Genomic DNA, 23,493 nt, shown 5'->3' on the forward strand with positions numbered 1-23,493 from the left:
CTCGTAAGTAGCCCAGCCTCGTAAGCAGCGCAGATCAGTCAGCAGCGCAGGTCAGTACCGGTGGTCCCTGCGCCCGGCCCCTTCGGTTATCCGAAAGCCGGGCGCAGGGCCACCTTTCCTGTATTGGCGTCTGCGGCGCGGGTGACAGCAGCGTCGGCACACGGGCGGATATGCAATATTGGGTAGATGGCAGAATTCAGGCAGTCCAGCAAACTTCATAACGTCCTTTACGACATCCGCGGACCTGTCCTGGAACATGCGCAGAAAATGGAAGCCGAGGGTCAGCGGATCCTGAAGCTGAACATCGGGAACCCTGCTCCATTCGGATTCGAGGCACCGGACGCAATTTTGGTGGATATGATCCGGCACCTGCCGCATGCCCAGGGCTACAGTGACTCGCGCGGCATCTTTTCCGCACGCACCGCCGTCGTGCAGTACTACCAGACGCGAGGCATCAGCACCATCGATGTCGACGACGTCTACCTCGGCAACGGTGTCAGCGAACTCATCACGCTCTCACTTATGGCGTTGCTCAACAATAGCGACGAAGTGCTGGTCCCGACGCCGGATTATCCCCTGTGGACAGCCTCTGTGAGCCTGGCAGGGGGGCAGCCCGTGCATTATCTGTGCGACGAAGACAACGCCTGGTGGCCCGATCTGGCCGATCTGGAAGCGAAGATCACGCCGCGCACCAAAGGGATTGTGATCATCAATCCAAACAACCCGACGGGTTCGGTCTACCCGCGGCACATCCTCTCCGGCATGGTGGAGCTGGCCCGTAAACACGGCCTGGTGGTCTTCTCCGATGAGATCTACGAGAAGATCCTCTACGACACGGCCGTGCACATTAACACCGCGACGATCACCGGCGAGGACGTACTGTGCATGACATTCAGCGGTCTGTCCAAGGCCTACCGCATCTGCGGCTACCGTTCCGGCTGGCTGGCGATTTCCGGGCCAAAGTCGATGGCCGCGGACTATTTGGAGGGCATCAATCTGCTCGCGAATATGCGCATGTGTGCCAATGTACCCGGTCAGCATGCCATCCAGACTGCGTTGGGCGGTCATCAGAGCATTACGGATCTGATACTTCCCGGCGGCCGGCTCAAGGAGCAGCGTGACGTTGCCTACCGGATGCTCAACGACATTCCGGGGGTCAGTGTGGAGCAGGCCCACGGCGCGCTGTATCTCTTCCCGCGGCTGGACCCGGAGGTGTTTCCGATCAAGGATGACGAGAAGTTCGCCCTGGACCTGTTGAAGGAGCAGAAAATTCTGATCTCCCATGGGACCGCCTTCAACTGGATCCGCCCGGACCACTTCCGCCTGGTCACATTGCCCAATGTCACGGATCTGGAAGAGGCAGTTGGCCGCATTGCAGAATTTCTCAGCCACTACCGGCCGTGATGGCGGACTAGGCTGGACCAAACCGATGCGGCGGTGGCATCGGCGGCAGAAACGACGTGTAAAGGACGGGACATGGCGAAGCGGCACAAGGCAAAGAATTCCGGTTTTGTGAAGGATCCGGTCAAATTGCTCAAGGCAGGAGCGGGTTTTGTGCTCGAAGACGCGCCGACGGATACAGCCCCCGGATTCATCGGCAAAAAGCGCGACGGCCGGCTGCTCTTGGCCGACCGGGCGGAGAGCTTAGGTGTGCTTCAGGAGCAGCTGTTCGCGCAAGGCCAGTACAGCGGTGTCAACTCGGTGCTGCTGATTCTGCAGGCGATGGATACGGCCGGAAAAGGTGGGATCGTTTCCCACGTGGTGGGATCCGTCGACCCGCAGGGGGTGCAGCTGAAGGCGTTCAAAACGCCTACAGCGGCGGAAAAACGGCACGATTTTCTCTGGCGGATCGAAAAGGAAGCGCCCAGGGCCGGGATGATCGGAGTCTTTGACCGATCGCATTACGAGGACGTGCTGATTCATCGGGTCCATCACTGGGCCACCCCCGCGGAACTGGATCGCCGCTACAAAGCCATCAACGATTTTGAGGCAAGGCTGACGGACAGCGGCACGCACATCATCAAAATTATGCTCAATATCAATCCGGAGATTCAAAAGGAACGACTGGCAGCGCGCCTGCAGAATCCCACGAAGTACTGGAAATACCGGGAAAGCGACCTGGCCGAACGAGCATTCTGGCCGCAGTACATGGAGGCCTACCAGGTAGCGATCGAGCGGACCAGTTCAACGGCTGCTCCATGGTTCGTGGTACCCGCGGGGAAGAAATGGTATGCCCGGTTGGCCGTGCAGGAGATCCTGCTGGAAACTCTTACCGGCCTGGGGCTGACGTGGCCGAAAGGTGATTTCAACCTCGCCGAGGAACGTCGAAAGGTCGCCGAAGCCTAGCTCTGGACTTCGCCGGGCGTGCCTGCTGAGTCGGCGCTGCGCGCAAGTCGGGCCTTGGCGCCCTCCAGCCATTCCTCACACTTTTTTGCCAGCGCTTCACCGCGCTCCCACAGTGCCAGCGACTCCTCCAGGCTGGCCCCGCCGGCCTCAAGCTGGCTGACGACGCTGACTAACTGCTCCCGTGACTGTTCGTAGCTTAGGGCAGCTACGTCGGTGTCCGGTGCCGGTGCAGCCGGGCTGTTCTGGTTGGTGCTCATGGGGATCCGTTCTTCGATATCGGCAGTGCTGGGGGACAAACGGGTTTAGGCGGGCAGAGGTGTCTTACCCGGGTCGGCAACCACCGCTGCGAACTCACCGGCAGCTACGCGAATGCGCAGCGCAACGTCACGGGAGATTTGATCCGGTGCACGGACAACGCTTCCGTCCGGTAACTGCACGACGGCGTACCCACGGTCCAGGGTTTTCTGCGGTGACAAGGCTGTGACCTGGGCTAACAGATGCCTGATATTATCCGTGTGCCGGTCCAGGCTGGCGCCCATGGCGGACCAGGAGTGTGAGCGCAAGCGGGAGATGTCCTCCTGCCGCACCGTGACCATGCCGGCGGGATCAGCCAGCACCGGGCGCGAATGCAGCTGGTGGAGGCGTTCCGTTTCCCGCTCAATCAATGAATGGATTCTCCGGTGCAGGTGCTCCCGTGCCTGCTGGACGCGGGCACGTTCCTCCGCGACATCAGGAACTATCCGTTTGGCGGCATCGGTCGGGGTGGACGCTCGAAGGTCAGCGACCTCGTCCAGCAGCGGATGATCCGCTTCATGGCCGATGGCGCTGACCACCGGGGTTCGTGCCGCCGCCACGGCGCGGATCAGACGTTCATGGCTGAATGCGAGCAGGTCTTCGAGGGAACCGCCGCCACGGGCAATGACGATCACATCCACGGCCGGGTTGGCATCGAGCTCGGCCAGTGCACCGCTTACCCGTGCAACGGCGTTGACACCCTGAACGGCTACTTCCCGGACCTCGAACTGTACGGCAGGCCAGCGAAGCGAGGTGTTACGCAAGACATCCTTCATGGCATCCGAATTGCGGCCAGTGATCAGCCCGATGCAATGCGGGAGTAACGGGAGCTTCATTTTTCGGTCCGCGTCGAAGAGACCCTCGGCAGCCAGAGTGTGCCGCAGTTGTTCAATTCTCGCCAGGAGGTCTCCCAGCCCGACGGGACGAATATCGCGGCTTTGCATGGACAACCGGCCGGTCTTGACCCAAAAATCCGGCTTAAGCTGGGCCACCACCCGGGCACCACGCTCCAAAGGGCGCTCCATAGCCGCCATCACAGAGCCCCATACCGTGACGCTGAGTGAAACTTCAGCGTCGATGTCCCGCAGCGTCACGTAACTGACATTGGCGCGGCGATTGAGTTCAATGACCTGCCCTTCCACCCAAGCGGACGGCGCGCGTTCAATGTGCGCTTTAAGCTTTTCGGAAAGCAGATGCAACGGCCAGGGATTTTCGGCAGTCGTCTCACCCGCCGTCGCCGGGATAGCCATTTGCGCCGGCATTGCTCCTCCGGAACCGGAACCGGAACCGGCGTCGTTGGCCCATCCGGTCTCGTCGCCGACGGATACTCCGGGAGAGGTTCCCGGAGCAGGGCTGCCGCTGGGCGGAAAGGATATTTCAGCCACGGGAAGTACCTCCAGATTCGGTCACAATTCCACTCTAACCACATCATGCCCCAGCCCACCGACACCTTGTCCTTTAGCTCCGATGACTGCGGAGACCTCGCGCCCGGATACAGTTGTGCACTGACATGCCCCAACAGACTTAAACTGCACCGGCATGCACCAACAGACTTAAATTGCCCCGGCATGAACGAATACGCACTGACGGCTGAACTTATGGGAGATTGATGCGCACTCTTGTCGCCGCCATCATGGTGTTGCTGGCCTTGGTTTTGACTGCGGTCGCCGTCCCGGCCATTTGGGCTGACCGCAATGTTGTCCAGGAAGACGGATTCGTCGCGATGGCGGCACCCTTGGGCTCGGACACCGAGTTCCAGCAGGCATTGGCGGACGCAACAGTAAAGTCCGTGTCCTCGCAACTGGACCTCAATTCCGCGCTGCTGGCCCTGGTCCAGCCCAGCATCGAGGCGGCTGCGAAGGCGCTCAGTTCCGACCCGGGCTACCCTGCCGCCTGGACCGAAACCCTGCGCCGCAGCCACCGGCTCACGGTTGCCGACACGCCCGGCTCCGGCGGAGCGGACCGGTTGACATTGGATATCGCGCCGCTGCTGACGCTGCTGGAGAATAAAGTCGCGGCCGGCCTTGACGTGGCAGTAACGCCGCCTGAGCAGGTATTGATCGAGGTTGGTCAGCCCGCCCAGCGTACTGCCATCGTCCGGTTGAGCACGTACGCGCCCCTCGGCTATTGGCTGGCCGGCGGGGCTGGGCTTGCCCTGCTGCTTGCTCTGGTGATTGCACGACGGCGATCGAGCACCCTGGTCTTGACTGGGCTTGGTCTCGCTGTTGTTGCCGGTTTATGGAAGCTGGCCCTGGATCGTATCAGCGCAGCAGTGCTGGCGAGCAGCAGCGGTAATGCGATCGCGGAACTCTTCAAGGAACAATTTGTTTCCGCTGCCACCAAGGACTTCGGGCAATGGATCGTAGTCGCTCTTTTGGTCGCTGTACTTTTGGTAGTGGTGGGCAGCCTGGGGAGGGTGTTGCGCCGAGAGCGTGGTTCCTCCAGACGGCCCCGGGGCAGCACGTAGAATGGCTTTATGACCAGCACTGCCGTTTCCATCCCCATGCCTGCGGTACCGCGCAGGCGCCGGACGCCCGCCCAGATCGCGGATGCAATGCCAATTGCCGGACCAAAAAAGGTTCTGCTGGCCGCGCCGCGCGGCTACTGTGCCGGGGTTGACAGGGCAGTGATAGCGGTGGAAAAGGCGCTGGAACACTACGGACCGCCCGTTTACGTCCGTAAGCAGATTGTGCACAACGTGCACGTCGTCAGCTCGTTGGAGGCCAAGGGCGCGGTTTTTGTCGAGGAGAACGAGGAAGTGCCGGAAGGCGCACTCGTCGTTTTTTCGGCGCACGGAGTTTCGCCCGCCGTCATAGCATCCGCCGCGGACCGGGGACTGCGCACCATCGATGCAACATGTCCGCTGGTGACCAAGGTCCACCGCGAGGCCGTGCGTTTCGCCAAGGACGATTTCGACATCCTGCTGATCGGGCATGAGGGCCACGAAGAGGTCGAGGGAACAGCCGGCGAGGCTCCCGAACACATTCAGATAGTCAATGGTCCGCACGAAGTGGACGACGTCAAGGTCCGCGACCCGGAAAAGGTCATTTGGCTGTCGCAGACGACGCTGAGCGTGGACGAGACGATGGAAACTGTCCGGCTGCTTAAAGAACGCTTCCCCACATTGCAGGACCCGCCCAGCGATGATATCTGCTACGCAACCACCAATCGCCAGGTCGCCATCAAGAACATTTCCCCGCGTGCGGATCTGGTGCTTGTTGTCGGTTCGGCAAATTCCTCCAACTCAGTGCGTCTGGTGGAAGTTGCTCTTGAGTACGGGGCCAAGAACTCGTATCGCGTGGACTTCGCCAATGAAGTGGATGAAAGCTGGTTTGAGGGTGTGGCAACGGTTGGTGTCACCAGTGGCGCGTCGGTGCCGGAGATTCTGGTGCAGGATGTGCTGCGCCTGCTCGCGGATTACGGATACGCAGACGTTGAGGAAATCGTCACCGCGGAAGAAGACCTGCTGTTCTCCTTGCCCAAGGAGCTACGCGCCACGCTGAAGGCTGCCGGCGATACCAGCCGGGGGCTGGGCGGACGAGGCACCCGCCCAGCGAGCTGACCCAACTAGGTAGCAGCAGATGCACCCAAAAGCCTCAATGAGTGCAGTTGCTGCTACCTAGTTGGGGCCGGCCGGGGCGGACAGCAGTTCGGGCGCGCTCACCGATCGCGGAGAGACCTCCACGGACGGTGGAGTAGCCAGCGTCTGCGGATCAAGGGAGTTAAGCTTGCGGGCGGTGGGGAGAACCCGGGCCTCCAGCGTGCCCACCAGCGCGTTATAACGATCCACCGAGGACTTTAGCGACGAACCAAGTTTGCCCACGTTATCCCCGAGAGTCCCCAGCCGGGTGTAGAGGGCGCTGGAGAGTTCAAAAAGTTCCTTGGCGCTTTCGGTCAGCACATCCTGGCGCCAGCTGAAAGCCACCGCCTTGAGGATCGCCAGCAGGCTGACGGGGGAGGCCAGCACCACATTGCGCGCTATTGCATGATCGAGCAGCATTGGATCCGTCAGCAGCGCCGCGGACAAGATGGACTCCGCCGGCACGAAGCAAATCACCAGTTCTGGGGTGTTGGCGCCGGATTCCCAATACTTCCTGCCTGCCAGCGCGTCCACGTGCGCCTTCAGGGCTTTGGCATGACGGAGCAGCAGCTCTTCTGCGGTGCTCGCCGCGGTGTTTTCATGGGCCTGCAAATATGCTGACAACGGCACCTTGGCATCGAGGACAATTTCCTTATTGCCGGGCAGCCGGACCACCATGTCCGGCCGGCTTACCCCGTCCGCGGTGGCGGTGTGGACCTGTTCGGTGAAATCCACGTGTGCCAGCATTCCAGCGGCCTCCACCACACGACGCAGCTGTACCTCGCCCCACTTTCCCCGCGCGCTGTTGGACCTGAGCGCGGACGCCAGGGACGTCGTCGTCAGCAGTAGCTGTGCATCGGCATCTTTGGCATCGCGAAGCTGCTGGGAGAGCTGGCTGTACTGCTCCACCCTGTCCCGCTCCAGCAGCGCAACCTGACGCTGCACCTCGGAGAGCTTTTCCGCCACCGGACCCAGTGCGTTGAGCACAGAAGCGTCAGTGGCCTGCCGCTCGTCCAGCGCGCGGTTAGCCGTGCCGAGCAGGCGGCGTTCGGCGTCGGCCCCCGCCAGCTGAGCTGTCACCTGCCCCAGCCGGTTACTGACGCCGTCGAAATCCTTCTCCGCCTCCGCCAGCCGCCGGCGGAAGTACACCGCCGCAATGGCAGCACCGGAAATCAGACCAATCAGCAACATCAAACACACCAGTAAAACCACAAATCCATTCATCTGACTACCTTCCCATGCGGCACCGACATCACCCCTGACATCAACAGCGGCGCAGGAGCGACGGCGGCGCGGACATCGCCGGACCGTGCAGGGACGGTAAGCTTTCATACCGTGGCTCTTACTATTGGCATTGTCGGACTGCCCAACGTCGGCAAATCAACCCTATTCAACGCGCTGACGCGCAATAACGTGCTCGCGGCGAACTACCCGTTCGCGACGATCGAGCCCAATGTCGGCGTCGTCAGCCTTCCCGATCCCCGGCTTGCCAAGCTCGCCGAAATCTTCGGCTCCGCGCGCCTGCTGCCGGCCACCGTCTCATTCGTCGACATTGCCGGCATCGTCAAGGGCGCTTCCGAGGGCGAGGGGCTGGGCAATAAGTTTCTGGCAAACATCCGCGAGGCTGAGGCGATCGCCCAGGTCATCCGGGTGTTTGATGATCCCGACGTGGTGCACGTGGACGGTAAGGTCGATCCCCGCTCCGACATGGAAACCATCAACACGGAACTGATCCTGGCGGATCTGCAGACCATTGAAAAGGCCATCCCCCGCGTGGAGAAGGCTGTGAAGCTCAAGCAGCGGGAGCCAGCGGAACTGGCAGCAATTCAGAAGGCCCAGTCCGTCCTGGAGCGCGGCGACACCATCTTTTCCTCCGTCACCTCCGACAAGCTGGAGCCCGAATACCTCAGCGAGTTGAGCCTGCTGACGGCCAAGCCGTTCATCTACGTCTTCAATGTTGACGACGCGGTGCTGGGCAGCCCGGAACGCCAGCAGGAGCTGCGCGACCTCGTGGCGCCGGCGGACGCGATTTTCCTGGATGCCAAGCTGGAATCCGATCTGGTGGAGCTGGATCCGGAAGAAGCCCGCGAGATGCTGGAAATGAGCGGCCAGGAGGAATCCGGGCTGGACCAGTTGGCGCGGGTCGGCTTCCACACCCTGGGCCTGCAGACCTACCTGACCGCCGGGCCTAAAGAGACAAGGGCCTGGACCATCCACCGCGGTGATACGGCGCCCCAAGCCGCCGGCGTGATCCACACGGACTTCCAGCGCGGCTTCATTAAGGCCGAGGTGGTTAGTTTCGATGATCTCATGACGGCCCGGACGATGGCGGAGGCGAAGTCCCGCGGCAAGGTCAGGATTGAAGGCAAAGAGTACGTGATGGTCGACGGCGACGTGGTGGAGTTCCGCTTTAACGTCTAGCGTTATTGACGCGCTGCGTTATAGACTGGTCTCGTGATCAGATCCTTCGCTGACAGGGCGACCGAGCGACTGTGGCAGCGGGACCGGGTGCCGTCGATCGATCCCCGTGTACAGAAGGTCGCCCTCCGGAAGTTGACGCAGATCCACGCGGCCCGGTTCCTCGAATCTTTGCGTGTACCACCGGGAAACCGGCTGGAGCAGCTGAAGGGGGATCGAGTGGGTCAGTACAGTGTCCGCGTGAACGATCAGTGGCGGATTTGTTTCACTTGGACAGAAGGAGGTGCTGAAGATGTCGAACTCGTCGACTACCACTGAGAAGTGGGCTCCCGTCCACCCTGGGGAGGTGCTCATGGAGGACTTCATCAACGGTTTTGGGATCACGCAGAACAAGCTCGCGGTGTCGATCGGCGTGCCGCCGCGACGCATCAATGAAATCGTTCATGGTAAGCGCGCGATCACCGCTGACACGGCGCTCCGTCTCGGGCGCTATTTCGGCATTGACCCGCAGTTCTGGCTGAACCTGCAGACTCACTATGAGTTGGAGCTCGCCGAGGATCGTGTGGCCGGGCAGATCGCTGCCATAACCCCGCTCAAGGTCGCGTGAAGGCAGGTTCTATCGACGTCGTCCCGCACTCCGCGTTGACAACGGCGCTCGTCGATGAGCTTCGAGAGCTGTTCGATCGACAGTATCTCGCGGACTTCGGCGAGTGGGATCCGGGCCAGCCGTACGGCTATGCTCCCCACGATGTGCACTTGATCGCGCGCGCGGGCACGGACATCGTCGGTCATGTGGGGTGGGCTCGTCGGAGGATTGCAGCCGGCAGTGCTGAGGTCGACATCGCCGAGGTTGGCTGAATGCTGGTGTCGGAGAATGCTCGTGGGTTCGGACTGGGCGAACGGCTACTGCGTGCGGCGCACCGCTCCATGCTCGAAGCCGAAGGTATCCAATTCGGATACCTCGGATGCCGAGAAACAGTCGTTCCGTTCTATCGGTCCTGTGGGTGGCAGCGCATTTCAGTGTGCGAACGCTCGGTCTCTCGTGAGGGGCGTGTGGTGGAGGATCCACCTGGGCAGCCCCTCTTGATCCTGCCCATCGCCTCGTCTCTCAGCGACTGGCCGACCGGAGTGGTTGATCTCCGTGGTCGTGCTTGGTGACCACTTCGAGAGGTTGCTCGGTGACGAAACGTGGTGGAGTTTAGATTCAATGTGTAGGTCAATTCTGGTCTTCAGCGCCTGAGTCGGCCGTGTAGCACAGTGCCACCCGGGATGTGGATGAGTTTGTGCATAGGACGCGAGCTGGAGATGTCGCCGGGGTGAACGACCGTGCGATCATCCAGGCATCCTCCTAGTTCACCCGGCTCGCCGCTGTTGCCGCTGCTGCATCTGCCCGCTGGACCCAAAGGGGCCGGGAAGTCCAGCTACGTCCGCGACGTCCTGAAGCCGGCGACAGGCCTGCCGTTCATCAACGCCGGCGAAATCACCGCTTCGCTGTGAGGAGTTCCGGATGAGCCTGCAGTTGCGCTATGAGCGGCGTATCGAACGTCGGGCGCTGAACGATCAGATCATACGCATCATCCCGCGGAAGGTCGCATGAGGGAACTGTCTGAGATGGGTGCCCGGCACGATGGGAAATGGCCGTTGAGGCCGGCAGGCATACTGAGCTGACGACGCGGGATGTTGAAGTGCTACCCAGCCTCCGGCCAGGGTGACGGGTCCGGGGTAGTGGGCTTATGGCCTGAAGCGGCGCGAGCGCCCCCGGAACTGTTGCCAACGCTAGACTGGGCGAAACCGGATGGAGACACATGGATGCGGACGTAATCGTCATCGGAGCGGGCTTGGCGGGTCTGCAGTGCGCACGTCGTGCGCAGCGGAGCGGCCACAGTGTCATGGTCCTTGAAGCTGAGGACGCCGTTGGCGGTCGTGTTCGGACCGACCGTGTCGACGGATTCCTCTGCGACCGGGGTTTTCAGTTGCTGAACCCGGCGTACCCGGCGGTGCGCCAATGGATCGATGTGCCCGCGCTCGAGCTGCAGAAGTTCGGCGTGGGGGTGGTCGTCCGCTCGGGTCAGACCACCACCACCCTTGCTCATCCGATTCGCCATCCGCGACATGCGCTCGCCACCTTGCATAGTGAGCTCACTCCCGTCTCTGACGTCGTCGCTTTTGTCCGCTGGATGGTACCGGCCCTGCTGCGTCGCTCCACAGCCTCAACTTTCGCACGCGATGAAACGCTCTATGCCTCATTCGACGCGGCCGGGTTTACCGGGCGGCTCCGACGCGACGTGATCGATACCTTCCTGGCGGGGGTTCTTGCCGATAGTTCCGGGGAGAGCTCCGCGAACTATGCGCGACAGCTGATGCGCTTCTTTGCCGCCGGGGTGCCGGGGCTGCCGCACACCGGTATGCAGGCTCTGCCCGAGCAGATGGCAGCCTCGCTCGTCAAGCCGGTGCGGTTGGGGACTGCGGCGCGGGACCTGACGGAGACGGCCGACGGCGTACAGGTCATGACGGACAGCGGAACCATCCGGGCGCGCGTCGCCGTGGTCGCCGTCGGCCCTCAGAATGTCGCTGATCTCACAGATCTGTCCACTCCGGCCACCCGCGGGCTGACCACCTGGTGGTTCCGGGCCCCGGCTCTCCTGCAGGCAGGTCCGTTTCTGATGGTGGACGCCACCAGGCCCGGCGGTGGGCCCGCCGGACCAATTTGGCATACTGCCGTGGTCTCCGAAGCTGCGCCCTCGTACGCGCCGACCGGAGAGAATCTCGTCGAAGCGACGACTTTGCTAGACCGTCCCGACGGGCTCGCAGGACAAGCCGACGTGCGCCGGGACCTTGCGCGTCTGTATCAGACCTCCACTCGTGACTGGGAGGTGCTCGCCCACCACGTCGTTCCGCACGCGTTACCGGCCCAGCGGCCGCCGCTTGAGGACCTCGGCCCCAAGTGGACAGGCAGCAGGACGCTGGTAGCAGGAGACCACCGGGGCACGGGTTCAATCCAGGGCGCACTCAACTCCGGAGACCGCGCAGGCCGGACTGTTGTGGATTTTCTGGCTCCTTGAACGCGTTAGGCAAACTACGCACAATCGAGCGCCATTGCTTCCCCGCAATGACGCACCTCACTTGACGGCGATCTTCGGATACTAATGTGGGTCACGTCTCGGAGCCCCGGATGTGCTGCAGCCGGTCGAGCGTCCGCAAGAAGTCCTTAGACGGCTCGTTGTGGACCACACTGGGTCAAAAAATGCGTAATCATGCAGAACATAAGCACGTTTCAGTTCTGGCTAGCGGAGGCGATTGCGCTGCTGCGGCGATGCGAAGACAGTCGTGACCTCGGGGGAGTACAGCACCGAGTCCGGCGCCCGACCAGCGAGTCCTTCTATGCCGGCTGCCGCCAGCAGACCGTCATTGAAGTACACGAGTTCAGCATGCTGGAGCGGCCAGGGTTCGTGGTGATTGCGACAGTAGATGGTATGACCGAAATGACTTTCGTGAAAACCCCAGCGTGCAGTCAAAAACGTTGAAATCGGGTCCAGGGCGATCTCAGCGTTGTCTGCGGTGTCATGGCTTGGACGCACGATAATGTGCGATGCGGCGTCGGGTTGACCGTGCCGCTTGGTCAAGTAGGCGACTTTGCCGGCGCGTTGCTCCAGCCTCATGGCAGCCCACTGATATTTCAGGCCGAAGGCCGCCCTCGCGATGAGCACCGGGATGAAATGTGACGCCTCCAGGCTGAGGAAAACAACTCCTCGATGACCTCGTTCGTCGATCGAATACAGACGAACGTTGACCTCAGGAAAGTTGCCTAGCCACGGAATATTCGGGCTGCCAAAGAACGAACTCCTGGACATCTGGAAGGCTATGAGACCCACCCACGTACTCCCGTCAATCACGTCGGGAACGCATCCTGCGGGCATGTGAGGCTCGACGACACTTGGATCGACCCTCCAGTGCAGAAACGTCACCTCACTCCAGCGCTGCCGCAGGATAGCAGCACTGCCCAGGGGCGGAGCCTGCCTGCCTATTGCACCGTTGTTCATTGTGAAATCTGCTTGTCGTCTTTGATGAATGGATGCACCAACAGCACGTCGCGTTTGGGAGTATGGAGCGGCCAACGGGGGCCAGTTTTGCTTGGGCAAAACGTCATTGTCTGCATCCACCAATCTGACGTCACAAGCACGCGGTTGGGCTCCACGTCGCAGCGCGGGCGTTCCCGGCTATGAACGATGCGCTAACGCTTCGTCCGTATTCTTGCCAGGACAACGGGCGCATTGAAGTGCTCCCTGAGGGAATTTCACTGAGATCAAGTTCTACTATGATTATGCCGCTCGCGGGCATCATTGAACTACTACCTGGACTCCAATGCCCGCGCTGTTACAGGCCGATCCTCGGTCAACGTACTAGCCTAGAGCGAGAGGGCAAGGAGACAAGAGGTGATATGCGCGCTGAGAATAAGGGCTGGCGCCTTGCTCCCCGCAGACCAATGGTGTGCGTAGTCATCGCGGGTTCGAGCCGATGAACGCGCACCATCCGCGTGCTGGCTCCATCCCGGTGGCCGCGCCGGAAAAAGAACACCTGATCGGGCCCATTGCGGCACCGGCTCTCCACGTGATGAGCTGGAATATCCGCCGACGAGTTGCGCACGTCATCCCGCGCCCGGTAGACCGTTGGGACCGTCGCGCTTCCCGGGTCCAGGAACTGCTCACAGCAGAGCGGCCGACGCTGCTCGGCGTGCAGGAGGCACTCCCCGATCAGGCACGGTTCGTTCGTGGCGCGTTGGGGGAGGGCTACCGATGGGTCGGTCACGGGAGGAATGCTGATGGTCGAGGAGAAGGCTGTCCACTATTTTACGACGCCGAAAGACTCGAGCTGCTTGACTGGGAACAGATTGCACTCTCCAATACGCCGACCAGCGCGGGCTCAACATCGTGGGGGAACATCATTCCCCGGATTCTGGTGTCAGCGACGTTTGAGGACCGTGTAACGTCGAGGCGCTTCCTGGCCGTCAATGCTCACCTCGATCAGCTTTCCGCGCACTCGCGTCTGCGTTCCGCCCGGGCGATTCGGCGCATCGTGGCCACGAGCGGGTTGCCGGCAGTCCTAACGGGAGATCTGAATGCTGGATCCACGAGCGCGCCGTTGCGTGAGTTGCTCGCAGACGGCAGGCTCGCGGATACCTGGGGTTTGGCGCAGGCTCACGACAGCCAGGAGTGGGCCACGTTTTCGAACTACCGGCCACCCCGTAGCGGCCGCAGCCGTATCGACTGGATCCTGGCTTCGCCGGTGTTTCGCGTCGTACGTGCCGCGATTAACGCCCAGCATCATGCCGGCGGCTGGGCATCGGATCACCTTCCCGTTCAAGCCGTGATGCTTCTGCCTGGCAGTGGTGAGATCGGATGATTGAGAACTTTCTGCGTACTGCACGCAGACCTGTTGAGGTAGCAGCAGACGTCCTGCGTGGGGCCGGTGCTCTCAGCGTCGTCCTTGCGGCAGTGTTCTTCGACCTGCGGGACGCCGGGATTATTGCGTTTGCGCTGCCGGGGCTGTTCTTTCCACGCTTTCTCGGTATGAAGCCCTGGGCAGACATCGTGTTTGAAAGCACCGTCCTCGTCGCTGCCTGGAGCAACGTCTTCGATTTGTACACAAGAATCTCGTGGTGGGATCTGGTCGTTCATTTCATGTGCACCGGGGTTCTGTCCGCGGGGGTTTACCTCCTTCTTGCACAGCTTCGGTTTGTCCCCGCACCCGCTCCGCGGTCGGGCGCTTCCACTATGATTACCGGCATTGTTTTCACCACGACATTCGGGCTGGCGATGAGTGCACTCTGGGAGATGATCGAATGGTTCGGCCGCGAATACATCAGCGATCGGATTTACACCGCTTATGACGACACGATCGGCGATATGGCGTTGGGAGGGTTAGGTGCGCTGGGCGCAGGCTTCGCGATCGCGTGTATTTCATTGCTTCGTTCCGCGCAGCGAGGCGCATCGGCGGTGAGAACACCGGGACCGCGTTAAGGTACGGCTGCCTCGTCCCCTTCTGGATCGCCGTGTTCGTCTTTTGATGGCCTAGCTGACGGTTGGGTCCCGTGGATGACAGGATGTACTACATCTGGATAACGACTTCCCTGCGCAGATTGTTCTCGGCTAAGCCGGGGTAAGAACCCGGCTTAGGCTTGTACAGACGCGGTGCCACAACCACAAGGAGGAAAATGCGTTTCGGACGTATTTCCAAGGCCGTGGGAGCGGCGGCAGCAGCGGTGCTTATCCTCAGTGGGTGTACGGGTACGCCGAGCAGTGTCAGCACTAGTTCCGGCACGTCCGATGGCGCCGTCGGGGGTAAGGCCACCGTGGCCGAGACGAATGCGTTCAACTCGTTCAATCCCAGCACCGGTCCCGGCAGTGCGGACATTAACTCCAAGATCGCCTACGCGACGCACAGCGGGTTCAACTACGTCGACAACCAGCTCAACGTGGTCAAGAACGACAAATTCGGCAAGTACGAGAAGGTCTCGGATGATCCGCTGACGATTAAGTACACGATCAACGACGGCGTTAAGTGGTCCGACGGCGCCCCGGTGGACGCCAACGATCTCATGCTCGCCTGGGCGGCCCAATCGGGTTATTTCAATGATGCCTCCGTAGACAGCGGCGGGAAGGTAGTCAAAGGCACGCAGTATTTCGATTTCGGTGGTGCCGCCTTGGGTAACGGCTCTGCGCTGGCCACGACGGATCTTCCGGAAATCGGAGATAACGGGCAGTCCCTGACGCTGAAGTACGCCAAGCCGTTCGCTGACTGGGAGATCGCGTTTGGTTCACCGGTGGACGTTCCGGCTCATGTTGTGGCCCAGAAGGCGGGGCTGAAAGATGCCGCCGCGCTCAGTGCTTTGTTCAAGTCGCTGCCAAGAGGCAACCCCGACGCCCCTGTTGCGCCGAATACGGACCTCAACAAGGTTGCTCAGTACTGGAATTCCGGCTTTGACACCAAGACCATGCCCAAGGACACCTCGGTTTTTCTGTCCAATGGTCCGTATATTGTCACGAGCATGGTCCCCGAGCAGTCGCTTACGCTGAGTCGGAACACGGATTACAAGTGGGGACCCGCCGCCAAACTGGACAGCATCACCGTACGTTTCATGGCAGATGTATCCGCACAGGTCACGGCCTTAAAGAACGGCGAAGTTGACATTATTTCGCCCCAGCCCACCGCGGACACCACAGCAGCGCTGCAGGCACTTGCCGGTCAGAGCATTGCCTTTGAGCAGTTCTCCAGGCTTTCCTACGATCACCTGGACCTGACCTTTTCCGGCGTGTTCGCCGACCAGAATGTCCGCCAGGCGTTCCTGAAGACCATTCCGCGCCAGGAGATAGTGCGCAAGACCGTCCAAAAGACGGACGCCTTTGCCAAGCCGTTGGAGTCCGAGGTCATACTGCCCGAACAGCCAGGATACGCCGACACGATCAAGGACAACGGTTCGTCCGCCTTTGCCGGTGTGGACATTGAAGGGGCCAAAAGACTGCTCAACGGCGCGACGCCGACGGTGCGGATTATGTACAGCAAAGCGAACACGAACCGTGCGGAGGCTTTCACGCTAATTGCGCAGTCGGCGTCGCAGGCAGGATTTAAAATTATCGACGACGGCCTGGGCGTTCACTGGAGCCAGCATCTGGGCGACGGCAGCTATGATGCGGCAATCTTCGGTTGGAACAAAGCCGGTGTTGGTGTCAGCGCGGTCCCGGAGCTGTTCAGAACCGGCGGCGCCTCGAACTACAACAACTTCTCCAACGCGCAGGCGGACAAGCTGATGGATCAGTTGATCGTCACTGACAACGAATCCAAGCAGGTAGAGCTGCTCCTTGCGCTGGACAAGATTATCTGGGGGTCCGATTATGGCCTGCCGCTGTTCCAATATCCCCGCGTTGTAGCGCACGATGCCGCGGTCCTCGGCGTGGAGCCGATGCCGGGGCTGACAGGCGTCTGGTGGAACTACTGGCAGTGGGCCCGGAAATAAACCCGGACTCCCCGCCGTCGCGGCGTCAGGGCGGCGTTAGCGCGGTCTCGTCGCCGATTCCGGAAGCCGGCGACGACGACGGAACGCACCGACAAGGCGCCGCTGTACAGCTGTATCCTCCAGGAAACCAAAGGTTACATCTCGGTAACAAGATCAGCACAAGGGGCATCTGCGTGTCATGCGGGATGTGATTGGGGTTTAGGCTCGTGTGTACGTGATGCTGACCACAAACCTGTGGCGATCGACCTCAGCACAAAAAACCCGGTACAAACTAATGCCGGAGTTCTCTCGCATAGAAAATAGGAGGCGGAATGCGTTTTTCGCGTATTTCCAAAGCTCTCGGCGTTGCCGCAGTAGTTGCCATGGGCATTACAGCCTGCAGTGGCGGCGGTTCCGGCAGCACCGACACCAACGCAGGTTCCGGCAATACCAGCAAGGTTGTTAATGCCTATGGTGGAGAACCGCAGAACCCCTTGCTCCCGGCCAACACGAATGAGGTGTTCGGCGGCCGCGTGATGGACATGATCTACTCCGGTCTGGTCAGCTATGACGCCTCCGGAAAGACCGTGAACGAGCTGGCGGATTCCATCAAAACCACTGACTCGCAGAACTACACCATCAAAATCAAACCCGGTGAAAAGTTCAGCGATGGTTCGCCCGTTACCGCCAAGAACTTCGTGGATGCCTGGAACTTCGGCGCGCTGAGCACCAATGCGCAGCTGAACTCCTACTTCTTCGAGTCCATCGACGGTTATAAAGACGTAAGCGCCATGTCCGCCGACGGCAAGACCGCCGCTCCCACCGCGCAGACGATGTCCGGCCTTGCCGTTGTTGACGACACCACCTTCACGGTGAAACTGTCCCAGCCTGAATCTGACTTCCCGCTGCGTCTGGGCTACACCGCGTTCTACCCGATGACCGAAGCCGCAATCGCGGATCCCAAGGCCTCCGGCGAGAAGCCGGTCAGCACCGGTCCGTACATGCTCAAGACCTGGACCCACAACTCCTCCATTGAGCTCGTTCCGAACCCGAACTACACCGGTCCGCGCAAGCCCAAAAACGCCGGCATCACGTTCAAGGTCTACACCACGGCGGATGCGGCGTACTCGGATCTGCTCTCCAACAACCTCGATGTGCTGGACGGCATCCCCGCGGCCAGCCTGAAGTCCTTCCAGTCGGACCTCGGCGACCGCAGCATCATCAAGCCCTACGCGGGCAATGCAACGTTGACCATTCCCAGCTACCTCCCCGCTTTCCAGGGGGAGGCCGGCAAGCTGCGCCGCCAGGCAATCTCCAAGTCGATCGACCGCGAGCTGATCATCGACAAGATCTTCAACAAGACCAAGGAGATCGCCAAGGACTTCACCGCGCCCGTCCTTGAAGGCTATTCCGACAGCATTCCCGGCTCGGACGTGCTGAAGTTCGACGCCACGGCGGCCAAGAAGCTGTGGGATCAGGCCAATGCCATCACACCATGGGATGACTCGACCTTCACGATCGCCTACAACGTCGACGGCGCCGGCAACAAAGAGTACGTCGATGCGGCCACGAACGAGATCAAGAACGCGCTCGGCATCAAGGCTGAGGGCAAGCCGTACGCAACGTTCAAGGAACTGCGCAACGACGTCAACAAGAAGCAGCTGACCGGAGCTTCACGCGCCGGCTGGCAGGCCGACTACCCGTCGCTGTACAACTTCCTGGGGCCGCTGTACGGCACCGGAGCCGGCTCCAATGACGGAGACTACTCGAACCCCGCCTTCGACGCGAAGCTGAAGGAAGGGCTGTCGGCCAAGAGCACGGATGAAGGCAATAAGATCTTCAACCAGGCGCAGGAGATTCTGTTCAAGGATCTGCCGGTTATCCCGCTGTGGTACCAGGAGCAGACAGGTGGCTGGAGCAACAACGTCACCGGAGTCGACTTTGGCTGGAATGGCGTTCCGCTGTACCAGAACATCACAGGTAAATAAATCTAGTCGTACACTGATGGGGCTCGACCTTTTGGTCGGGCCCCATCAGTGGGCTAGTAAGAAATCTCTCCAAAGGTACTTATGTCTCTCTCTGTCACTTACCACGATTCCACAAGGATCTCGTAATGCTGCGGTTTATTATTCGGCGAGTGCTCCAAGTGATTCCGGTCTTTATCGGATCTACGCTGCTCGTCTACTTCCTCGTTTTTTCCATGTCCGGCAGTCCGATCGACGCCTTGTCCGGTGGAAAACCGATTAGCCCGGCCGTCGTGGCCCAGCTTACGGCCCAGTATCATTTGGACCAGCCATTCATTGCCCAATATGGCATCTTCATTAAGAACCTCTTCACCTTCAATCTGGGGCCGAGCTTTTCCGGCCAGCCCATCGCATCCATCATTGCCAGGGCGTTCCCTGTCACGGCACGTCTAGCCGTCATGGCCCTGGCCATCGAGGCTATTTTCGGTGTCACGGCCGGCGTTATCGCCGGTCTGCGTAAGGGAAAGCTTTTTGACGGCACCGTCCTCCTCGCCTCCTTGGTTGTCATCGCGATTCCGACGTTCGTACTCGGTTTCCTGCTGCAGTTCGTCGTCGGAGTGAAGCTCGAGTGGGCCAAGCCCACGGTCAGCTCCGGCGCGAACTGGGGGGACCTGATCCTTCCGGCCGTCGTGCTGGGCCTCGTTTCCTTCGCTTACGTCCTCCGCCTGACACGGACCAGCATTTTGGAAAACATGAATGCGGACTACGTTCGGACCGCAACCGCGAAGGGGCTTTCCCGACCCCGCGTGGTCATGGTCCACATCCTGCGGAACTCCCTTATTCCCGTCGTCACCTTTCTCGGTGCCGACCTCGGAGGCCTGATGGGTGGAGCGATTGTCACCGAGGGTATTTTCAATGTCCCGGGCGTCGGCAATACCCTGTACCGTGCAGTTCTCTCGGGCGAGGGGCCGATGGTCGTTTCGATTGTCAGCATTCTCGTGCTTGTGTTCGTGCTCGCCAACCTGCTGGTGGACCTGCTGTACGCCTGGCTAGACCCAAGGATTCGTTATGCCTGAAAATACGCCTCTTAGAAGTACCCAAAGCACACCCGCGGCGCCAAAGATTGAGCACTTTGTCGCAGATGTGGAACAGACGCCGCTACAGGCCACCGATTCGCTTAACGAACAGGCGGCGCCACTGAGCATGTGGGCGGAGGCGTGGAAGAACCTGCGCCGTCAGCCCCTGTTCGTAATTTCGGCGCTCCTGATTCTGCTGGCTCTGGTTGTCGCCTTTTTCCCCGGTCTCTTTGTGCAGGTCTCACCGACGCAGTGCGATCTGATTAACTCCAACGAAGGCCCGTCAGGTGGGCATCCCCTCGGTTTCACACTGCAGGGCTGCGATGTCTATGCGCGTGTGATCCGTGGCGCGCAGGCATCTCTTGCGGTCGGGGTATTCTCCACGATCGGTGTCGTGATCATCGGCGGCACGCTGGGCGCCGTTGCCGGATACTACGGCGGCTGGATTGATGCTGTTCTCGCCCGTCTGGCGGATATCTTCTTTGCCCTGCCGCTGATCCTGGGTGCGATCGTGATCAACTCCCTCCCCTACGTCCGCGAACACCGGAGTGTATGGACGGTGGTGGCCACGCTCGTGGTGCTGGGCTGGCCGCAGATTGCGCGCATCACCCGCGGAGCCGTCATTGAGGTCCGAAACGCGGACTTTGTGGTGGCGGCCCAGTCGCTGGGTGTTTCCCGGGTGAAGGCGCTTCTTACGCACGTCATTCCGAACTCGCTCTCGCCCGTGATCGTCATCGCGACGGTGTCACTGGGTATCTTCATCGTTGCCGAAGCAACCATGTCCTTCCTGGGCATCGGCCTGCCGGGAACGGTGATGTCCTGGGGTAATGACATCGCTTCCGCACAGACTTCCCTGCGGGACAACCCGACAACCCTGCTGTGGCCGGCACTGGCGCTGTCGATTACCGTACTGAGTTTCATCATGCTCGGCGATGCCGTCCGTGATGCTCTTGATCCGAAGGCACGTAAACGATGAGTAAAGACAGAGTGCAGATCACCGAAGAGGATTCCTCCGTGCCGCGTCCGCTGCTGGAACTGCGGGACCTGGCCATTACGTTCGACACAGCGTCCGGAGAAGTGCCGGCCGTGCGCAATGCGAACCTGACTATCATGCCGGGTGAAACCGTCGCGATTGTTGGTGAATCGGGTTCGGGAAAGTCCACGACGGCGCTGGCCGCCATCGGGCTGCTGCCCGAAAATGGCCGCGTCAGCGGTGGCCGGATCCTCTTCGACGGTGAGGACCTGACCAAGGCCGACAACAAGCGCATCATTGAGCTGCGCGGCCGGTCCATCGGGATGGTCCCGCAGGATCCCATGTCCAACCTGAACCCGGTATGGAAGATCGGTTATCAGGTCAAGGAGACCCTTCGGGCGAACAACCTGGCGCGTAAGGACGTTGATGTGCAGGTCGCTGAGGTGCTGGCCGACGCCGGACTGCCGGACGCTGCTCAGCGCGCCAAGCAGTATCCGCACGAGTTTTCCGGCGGTATGCGCCAACGGGCCCTTATCGCCATCGGACTGTCCTGCAGCCCGCGGTTGCTGATTGCCGATGAGCCAACGTCGGCGTTGGACGTGACCGTTCAACGCCAGATCCTGGACCACCTGGCAACCATGACCGCCGAACTGGGGACGGCCGTCCTGCTGATCACTCACGATCTCGGCCTTGCCGCGGAGCGTGCCGAGAAGGTAGTGGTCATGTACAAAGGACGGGTGGTGGAGTCGGGGCCGGCGCTAGAGATCCTGCGGAACCCGCGGCATCCCTACACTCAGCGGCTGGTGGCTTCGGCGCCGTCGCTGGCCTCACAGCGGATCAAGTCGGCCAAGACATCGAGCGTCGAGTCTGCGGACGTTCTGCTGCCGAAGTCCGAGGCCACGGTGTCGAAGTCCGATGACGTCATTGAGGTCAGGAACCTGACCAAGGTCTACAAGCTTCGCGGCGGGAAAGGCGCCGGCGCGGATTTCAAGGCCGTTGACGACGTCTCGTTCGACATTAAACGCGGAAGCACTCTTGCTGTGGTGGGGGAATCCGGTTCGGGTAAGTCCACTGTTGCCAAAATGGTGCTGAACCTGGAAAAGCCCACCAGTGGAAAGATCATCTTCGACGGCACGGACCTCACGGCGCTGGACAAGAAGGCGCTGTTTGACTTCCGTCGACGCGTGCAGCCGATCTTCCAGGATCCTTATGGCTCGCTGGACCCGATGTACAACATCTACCGGACCATCGAAGAGCCGTTGCGCGTGCATAACATTGGGGACAAGAAGAGCAGGGAGGCGAAGGTCCGCGAGTTGCTGGATCAGGTTGCCCTGCCGGCGTCATCAATGCGGCGCTTTCCGAACGAGCTCTCCGGAGGTCAGCGCCAGCGTGTGGCCGTAGCCCGTGCATTGGCCTTGGACCCGGAAATTGTTATCTGTGATGAGGCAGTGTCCGCGCTGGATGTCCTGGTGCAGGCGCAGATCCTGAATCTGCTGGCGGACCTGCAGGCGGAGTTGGGGCTGACGTACCTGTTCATCACCCATGACCTGGCCGTGGTCCGCCAGATCGCCGATCATGTGTGTGTCATGGAGAAGGGCAAAGTGGTGGAGGCCGGTACGACGGACCAAGTCTTCAACGACCCGGCCCAGGCCTACACCCGGGCTCTGCTGGACGCGATCCCAGGGTCCCGGCTTGAATTGCCTCCCGAGGTGGCGTAGAAACCCAGCGGGACATCCCTCTTGGCCGGCAGTTGTGGTTCCTTGGACATCCCTTGGAACCACAACTGCCGGCCAATTGGCGTTTACGGAGCCGCGACGCCCAAGGCCGCGAGCTTGCCGGCCAATACATCGGAAAGGATCCGGTGGCCCGCTCCGGTGAGATGGACGCCGTCGGCCATTTTGTCCGTCAAGGAATAGGCAGTCAGCCAGTCGCCGGCGGAGATGAAGGGAATGCCGTTTTTCGCTGCGAATGCTCCCAGCAACGAATCCACCTGCGTGCGCCGCCCGCCGCCGGACATCGCGCCCTTTGCCAGCGTCCCAATTATGACAAACCGGGAAGCCGGGTATGTCTGCCTCAGATCCTGAATTAAACGCGACGCATTAGCAATGATCTGATCGTCCGTGGCTCCGCGGCCGGCATCATTCCCGCCCCCCTCGATCACAACCAAGGGAGCGGGACCGTAGGGCACATTCCAGTGGCCCTTTTCCAGTGCGTCCGGATAGTTCCCGACCGGACCGTTCGCAGCAACAAAGCCGGTTCCGCCGCGCCCGCAGAAGACGACGTTGTAGCCCAGCTTCGCCAGACCCGTGTTCGTCCAGGTGTCCTTTGCGGAGACTCCCGCCGCACCCTCGGACTGGGAGTCACCAATCAGAACAGCCGTGCGCCCGATCGCGGCCACAATCCGTTCCTTCCTACCGGTCGCCGGATTGAGGTATAAGGTGCCTGCCGCCAGGTTCGCGGCGCCCGTCGTCGGGCTTGTACCGGCACTGGGACCGTTGCTGGTCGCCGGCTGTCCGTTGGCCCACGGTCTGTGGGGAGCACCGCCGGCTGCCGGCAAAGCGGCTGCCGGCAAACCGGTTGCGTGTGATGCAGCGGGGGTGGAGGAGGCTGGAGCCGGGGCGCATCCGGCGCAGAACAATGAGAGGGCGACGAGAGGTATCGCTGTTTTTTGCATGGCCCCGATGGCGCGGCCCACGGGTGAGGTACTGCACCGGGGCGGGACTGCAGGGGAATCGCGGGGTTGAATGGTGGGCGGAGCAAAGATTCCGCGCATTCTGACTCCATCTTGTCCGAACTCGTTTACCAAGCGTTACTATCCGGCAAGGACCGGTAAAAATCCAGCCCCGTCCGGA

At 61.1% G+C, this 23,493-nt stretch carries 23 protein-coding genes; 17 read left to right on the forward strand and 6 right to left on the reverse strand.

The window, feature by feature from the left end:
• Positions 1-186: 186 nt before the first annotated feature.
• Positions 187-1,404 (forward strand): pyridoxal phosphate-dependent aminotransferase, encoded by a 1,218-nt coding sequence (locus IV500_RS13135; RefSeq protein WP_196397263.1) that lies wholly within the window; start codon positions 187-189, stop codon positions 1,402-1,404.
• A gap of 72 nt (positions 1,405-1,476) precedes the next feature.
• The gene (locus IV500_RS13140; protein ID WP_196397264.1) at positions 1,477-2,346 is read left to right on the forward strand and encodes a PPK2 family polyphosphate kinase; all 870 of its coding nucleotides are present in this window, start codon (positions 1,477-1,479) and stop codon (positions 2,344-2,346) included.
• Here IV500_RS13140 and IV500_RS13145 read toward each other — a convergent pair.
• Entirely contained in the window at positions 2,343-2,603 is a 261-nt protein-coding gene (locus IV500_RS13145) for an exodeoxyribonuclease VII small subunit (protein WP_196397265.1), read from the reverse strand. The genes IV500_RS13140 and IV500_RS13145 overlap by 4 nt on opposite strands.
• A gap of 45 nt (positions 2,604-2,648) precedes the next feature.
• The gene (gene xseA / locus IV500_RS13150; RefSeq protein ID WP_196397321.1) at positions 2,649-3,902 is read right to left on the reverse strand and encodes an exodeoxyribonuclease VII large subunit; all 1,254 of its coding nucleotides are present in this window, start codon (positions 3,900-3,902) and stop codon (positions 2,649-2,651) included.
• A gap of 347 nt (positions 3,903-4,249) precedes the next feature.
• On the opposite strand from xseA, the gene IV500_RS13155 reads away from it, so the two are divergent.
• Together IV500_RS13155 and IV500_RS13160 are read left to right on the forward strand one after the other, a co-directional pair.
• Positions 4,250-5,107 carry a hypothetical protein gene (locus tag IV500_RS13155; RefSeq protein ID WP_196397266.1) on the forward strand — a complete coding sequence of 286 codons (858 nt, stop codon included), beginning with the start codon at positions 4,250-4,252 and terminating at the stop codon, positions 5,105-5,107.
• A gap of 9 nt (positions 5,108-5,116) precedes the next feature.
• The gene (locus IV500_RS13160) at positions 5,117-6,202 is read left to right on the forward strand and encodes a 4-hydroxy-3-methylbut-2-enyl diphosphate reductase (RefSeq protein ID WP_196397267.1); all 1,086 of its coding nucleotides are present in this window, start codon (positions 5,117-5,119) and stop codon (positions 6,200-6,202) included.
• A 57-nt stretch (positions 6,203-6,259) separates the two neighbouring features.
• On the opposite strand, the gene IV500_RS13165 is transcribed toward IV500_RS13160, so the two are convergent.
• Positions 6,260-7,444 carry a DNA recombination protein RmuC gene (locus IV500_RS13165; protein ID WP_196397268.1) on the reverse strand — a complete coding sequence of 395 codons (1,185 nt, stop codon included), beginning with the start codon at positions 7,442-7,444 and terminating at the stop codon, positions 6,260-6,262.
• 111 nt (positions 7,445-7,555) lie between these two features.
• On the opposite strand from IV500_RS13165, the gene ychF reads away from it, so the two are divergent.
• Positions 7,556-8,641, forward strand: a complete 1,086-nt coding sequence (ychF, locus tag IV500_RS13170; protein WP_196397269.1) for a redox-regulated ATPase YchF — start codon at positions 7,556-7,558, stop codon at positions 8,639-8,641.
• An 18-nt stretch (positions 8,642-8,659) separates the two neighbouring features.
• Here ychF and IV500_RS22435 read toward each other — a convergent pair whose 3' ends face one another.
• On the reverse strand, positions 8,660-8,992 hold the full coding sequence (locus IV500_RS22435) for a hypothetical protein (protein ID WP_446680231.1): 333 nt from the start codon (positions 8,990-8,992) through the stop codon (positions 8,660-8,662).
• Between IV500_RS22435 and IV500_RS13180 the strand changes: the two genes are divergently transcribed.
• The 5 genes from IV500_RS13180 to IV500_RS13195 all read left to right on the forward strand — a co-directional run bounded on the left by IV500_RS13180 (position 8,931) and on the right by IV500_RS13195 (position 11,700).
• The gene (locus tag IV500_RS13180; RefSeq protein WP_196397271.1) at positions 8,931-9,245 is read left to right on the forward strand and encodes a HigA family addiction module antitoxin; all 315 of its coding nucleotides are present in this window, start codon (positions 8,931-8,933) and stop codon (positions 9,243-9,245) included. The two genes, IV500_RS22435 and IV500_RS13180, sit on opposite strands and share 62 nt — an antisense overlap.
• Positions 9,242-9,496, forward strand: coding sequence for a hypothetical protein (locus IV500_RS21500; RefSeq protein WP_230854928.1), 255 nt, complete (start codon positions 9,242-9,244; stop codon positions 9,494-9,496). The genes IV500_RS13180 and IV500_RS21500 overlap by 4 nt, the downstream gene beginning before the upstream one ends.
• Positions 9,497-9,796 carry a GNAT family N-acetyltransferase gene (locus IV500_RS21505; RefSeq protein WP_230854929.1) on the forward strand — a complete coding sequence of 100 codons (300 nt, stop codon included), beginning with the start codon at positions 9,497-9,499 and terminating at the stop codon, positions 9,794-9,796.
• Between the two features lie 168 nt (positions 9,797-9,964).
• A complete protein-coding gene (locus IV500_RS13190) occupies positions 9,965-10,135 on the forward strand; it encodes a hypothetical protein (protein ID WP_196397272.1) in 171 nt (56 codons plus the stop codon).
• Positions 10,136-10,443: 308 nt separating this feature from the next.
• Positions 10,444-11,700: a flavin monoamine oxidase family protein gene (locus IV500_RS13195; protein ID WP_196397273.1), complete on the forward strand. Its 1,257-nt coding sequence runs from the start codon at positions 10,444-10,446 to the stop codon at positions 11,698-11,700.
• Between the two features lie 222 nt (positions 11,701-11,922).
• Here the strand turns inward: IV500_RS13195 and IV500_RS13200 are convergent, their stop codons facing one another.
• The gene (locus IV500_RS13200; RefSeq protein ID WP_196397322.1) at positions 11,923-12,678 is read right to left on the reverse strand and encodes a YqjF family protein; all 756 of its coding nucleotides are present in this window, start codon (positions 12,676-12,678) and stop codon (positions 11,923-11,925) included.
• Positions 12,679-13,126: 448 nt separating this feature from the next.
• On the opposite strand from IV500_RS13200, the gene IV500_RS13205 reads away from it, so the two are divergent.
• The 7 genes from IV500_RS13205 (at position 13,127) to IV500_RS13235 (ending at position 22,359) form a co-directional block, all read left to right on the forward strand.
• On the forward strand, positions 13,127-14,038 hold the full coding sequence (locus IV500_RS13205) for an endonuclease/exonuclease/phosphatase family protein (protein ID WP_312875923.1): 912 nt from the start codon (positions 13,127-13,129) through the stop codon (positions 14,036-14,038).
• Positions 14,035-14,655: a DUF2238 domain-containing protein gene (locus IV500_RS13210; RefSeq protein ID WP_196397274.1), complete on the forward strand. Its 621-nt coding sequence runs from the start codon at positions 14,035-14,037 to the stop codon at positions 14,653-14,655. Before IV500_RS13205 ends, IV500_RS13210 begins: the two co-directional genes overlap by 4 nt.
• A 194-nt stretch (positions 14,656-14,849) precedes the next feature.
• A complete protein-coding gene (locus tag IV500_RS13215; RefSeq protein ID WP_196397275.1) occupies positions 14,850-16,649 on the forward strand; it encodes an ABC transporter family substrate-binding protein in 1,800 nt (599 codons plus the stop codon).
• A 311-nt stretch (positions 16,650-16,960) separates the two neighbouring features.
• Positions 16,961-18,616 carry a peptide ABC transporter substrate-binding protein gene (locus IV500_RS13220; protein WP_196397276.1) on the forward strand — a complete coding sequence of 552 codons (1,656 nt, stop codon included), beginning with the start codon at positions 16,961-16,963 and terminating at the stop codon, positions 18,614-18,616.
• A gap of 125 nt (positions 18,617-18,741) precedes the next feature.
• On the forward strand, positions 18,742-19,668 hold the full coding sequence (locus tag IV500_RS13225; RefSeq protein ID WP_196397277.1) for an ABC transporter permease: 927 nt from the start codon (positions 18,742-18,744) through the stop codon (positions 19,666-19,668).
• Positions 19,661-20,644 (forward strand): ABC transporter permease, encoded by a 984-nt coding sequence (locus IV500_RS13230; RefSeq protein ID WP_196397278.1) that lies wholly within the window; start codon positions 19,661-19,663, stop codon positions 20,642-20,644. Before IV500_RS13225 ends, IV500_RS13230 begins: the two co-directional genes overlap by 8 nt.
• The gene (locus IV500_RS13235) at positions 20,641-22,359 is read left to right on the forward strand and encodes an ABC transporter ATP-binding protein (RefSeq protein WP_196397279.1); all 1,719 of its coding nucleotides are present in this window, start codon (positions 20,641-20,643) and stop codon (positions 22,357-22,359) included. Before IV500_RS13230 ends, IV500_RS13235 begins: the two co-directional genes overlap by 4 nt.
• Before the next feature lie 83 nt (positions 22,360-22,442).
• On the opposite strand, the gene IV500_RS13240 is transcribed toward IV500_RS13235, so the two are convergent.
• Entirely contained in the window at positions 22,443-23,039 is a 597-nt protein-coding gene (locus IV500_RS13240) for an SGNH/GDSL hydrolase family protein (RefSeq protein ID WP_312875924.1), read from the reverse strand.
• Positions 23,040-23,493 lie beyond the last annotated feature (454 nt).

The organism is Arthrobacter terrae (assembly GCF_015708085.1).
GTDB classification, from domain to species: Bacteria; Actinomycetota; Actinomycetes; order Actinomycetales; family Micrococcaceae; genus Arthrobacter_M; species Arthrobacter_M terrae.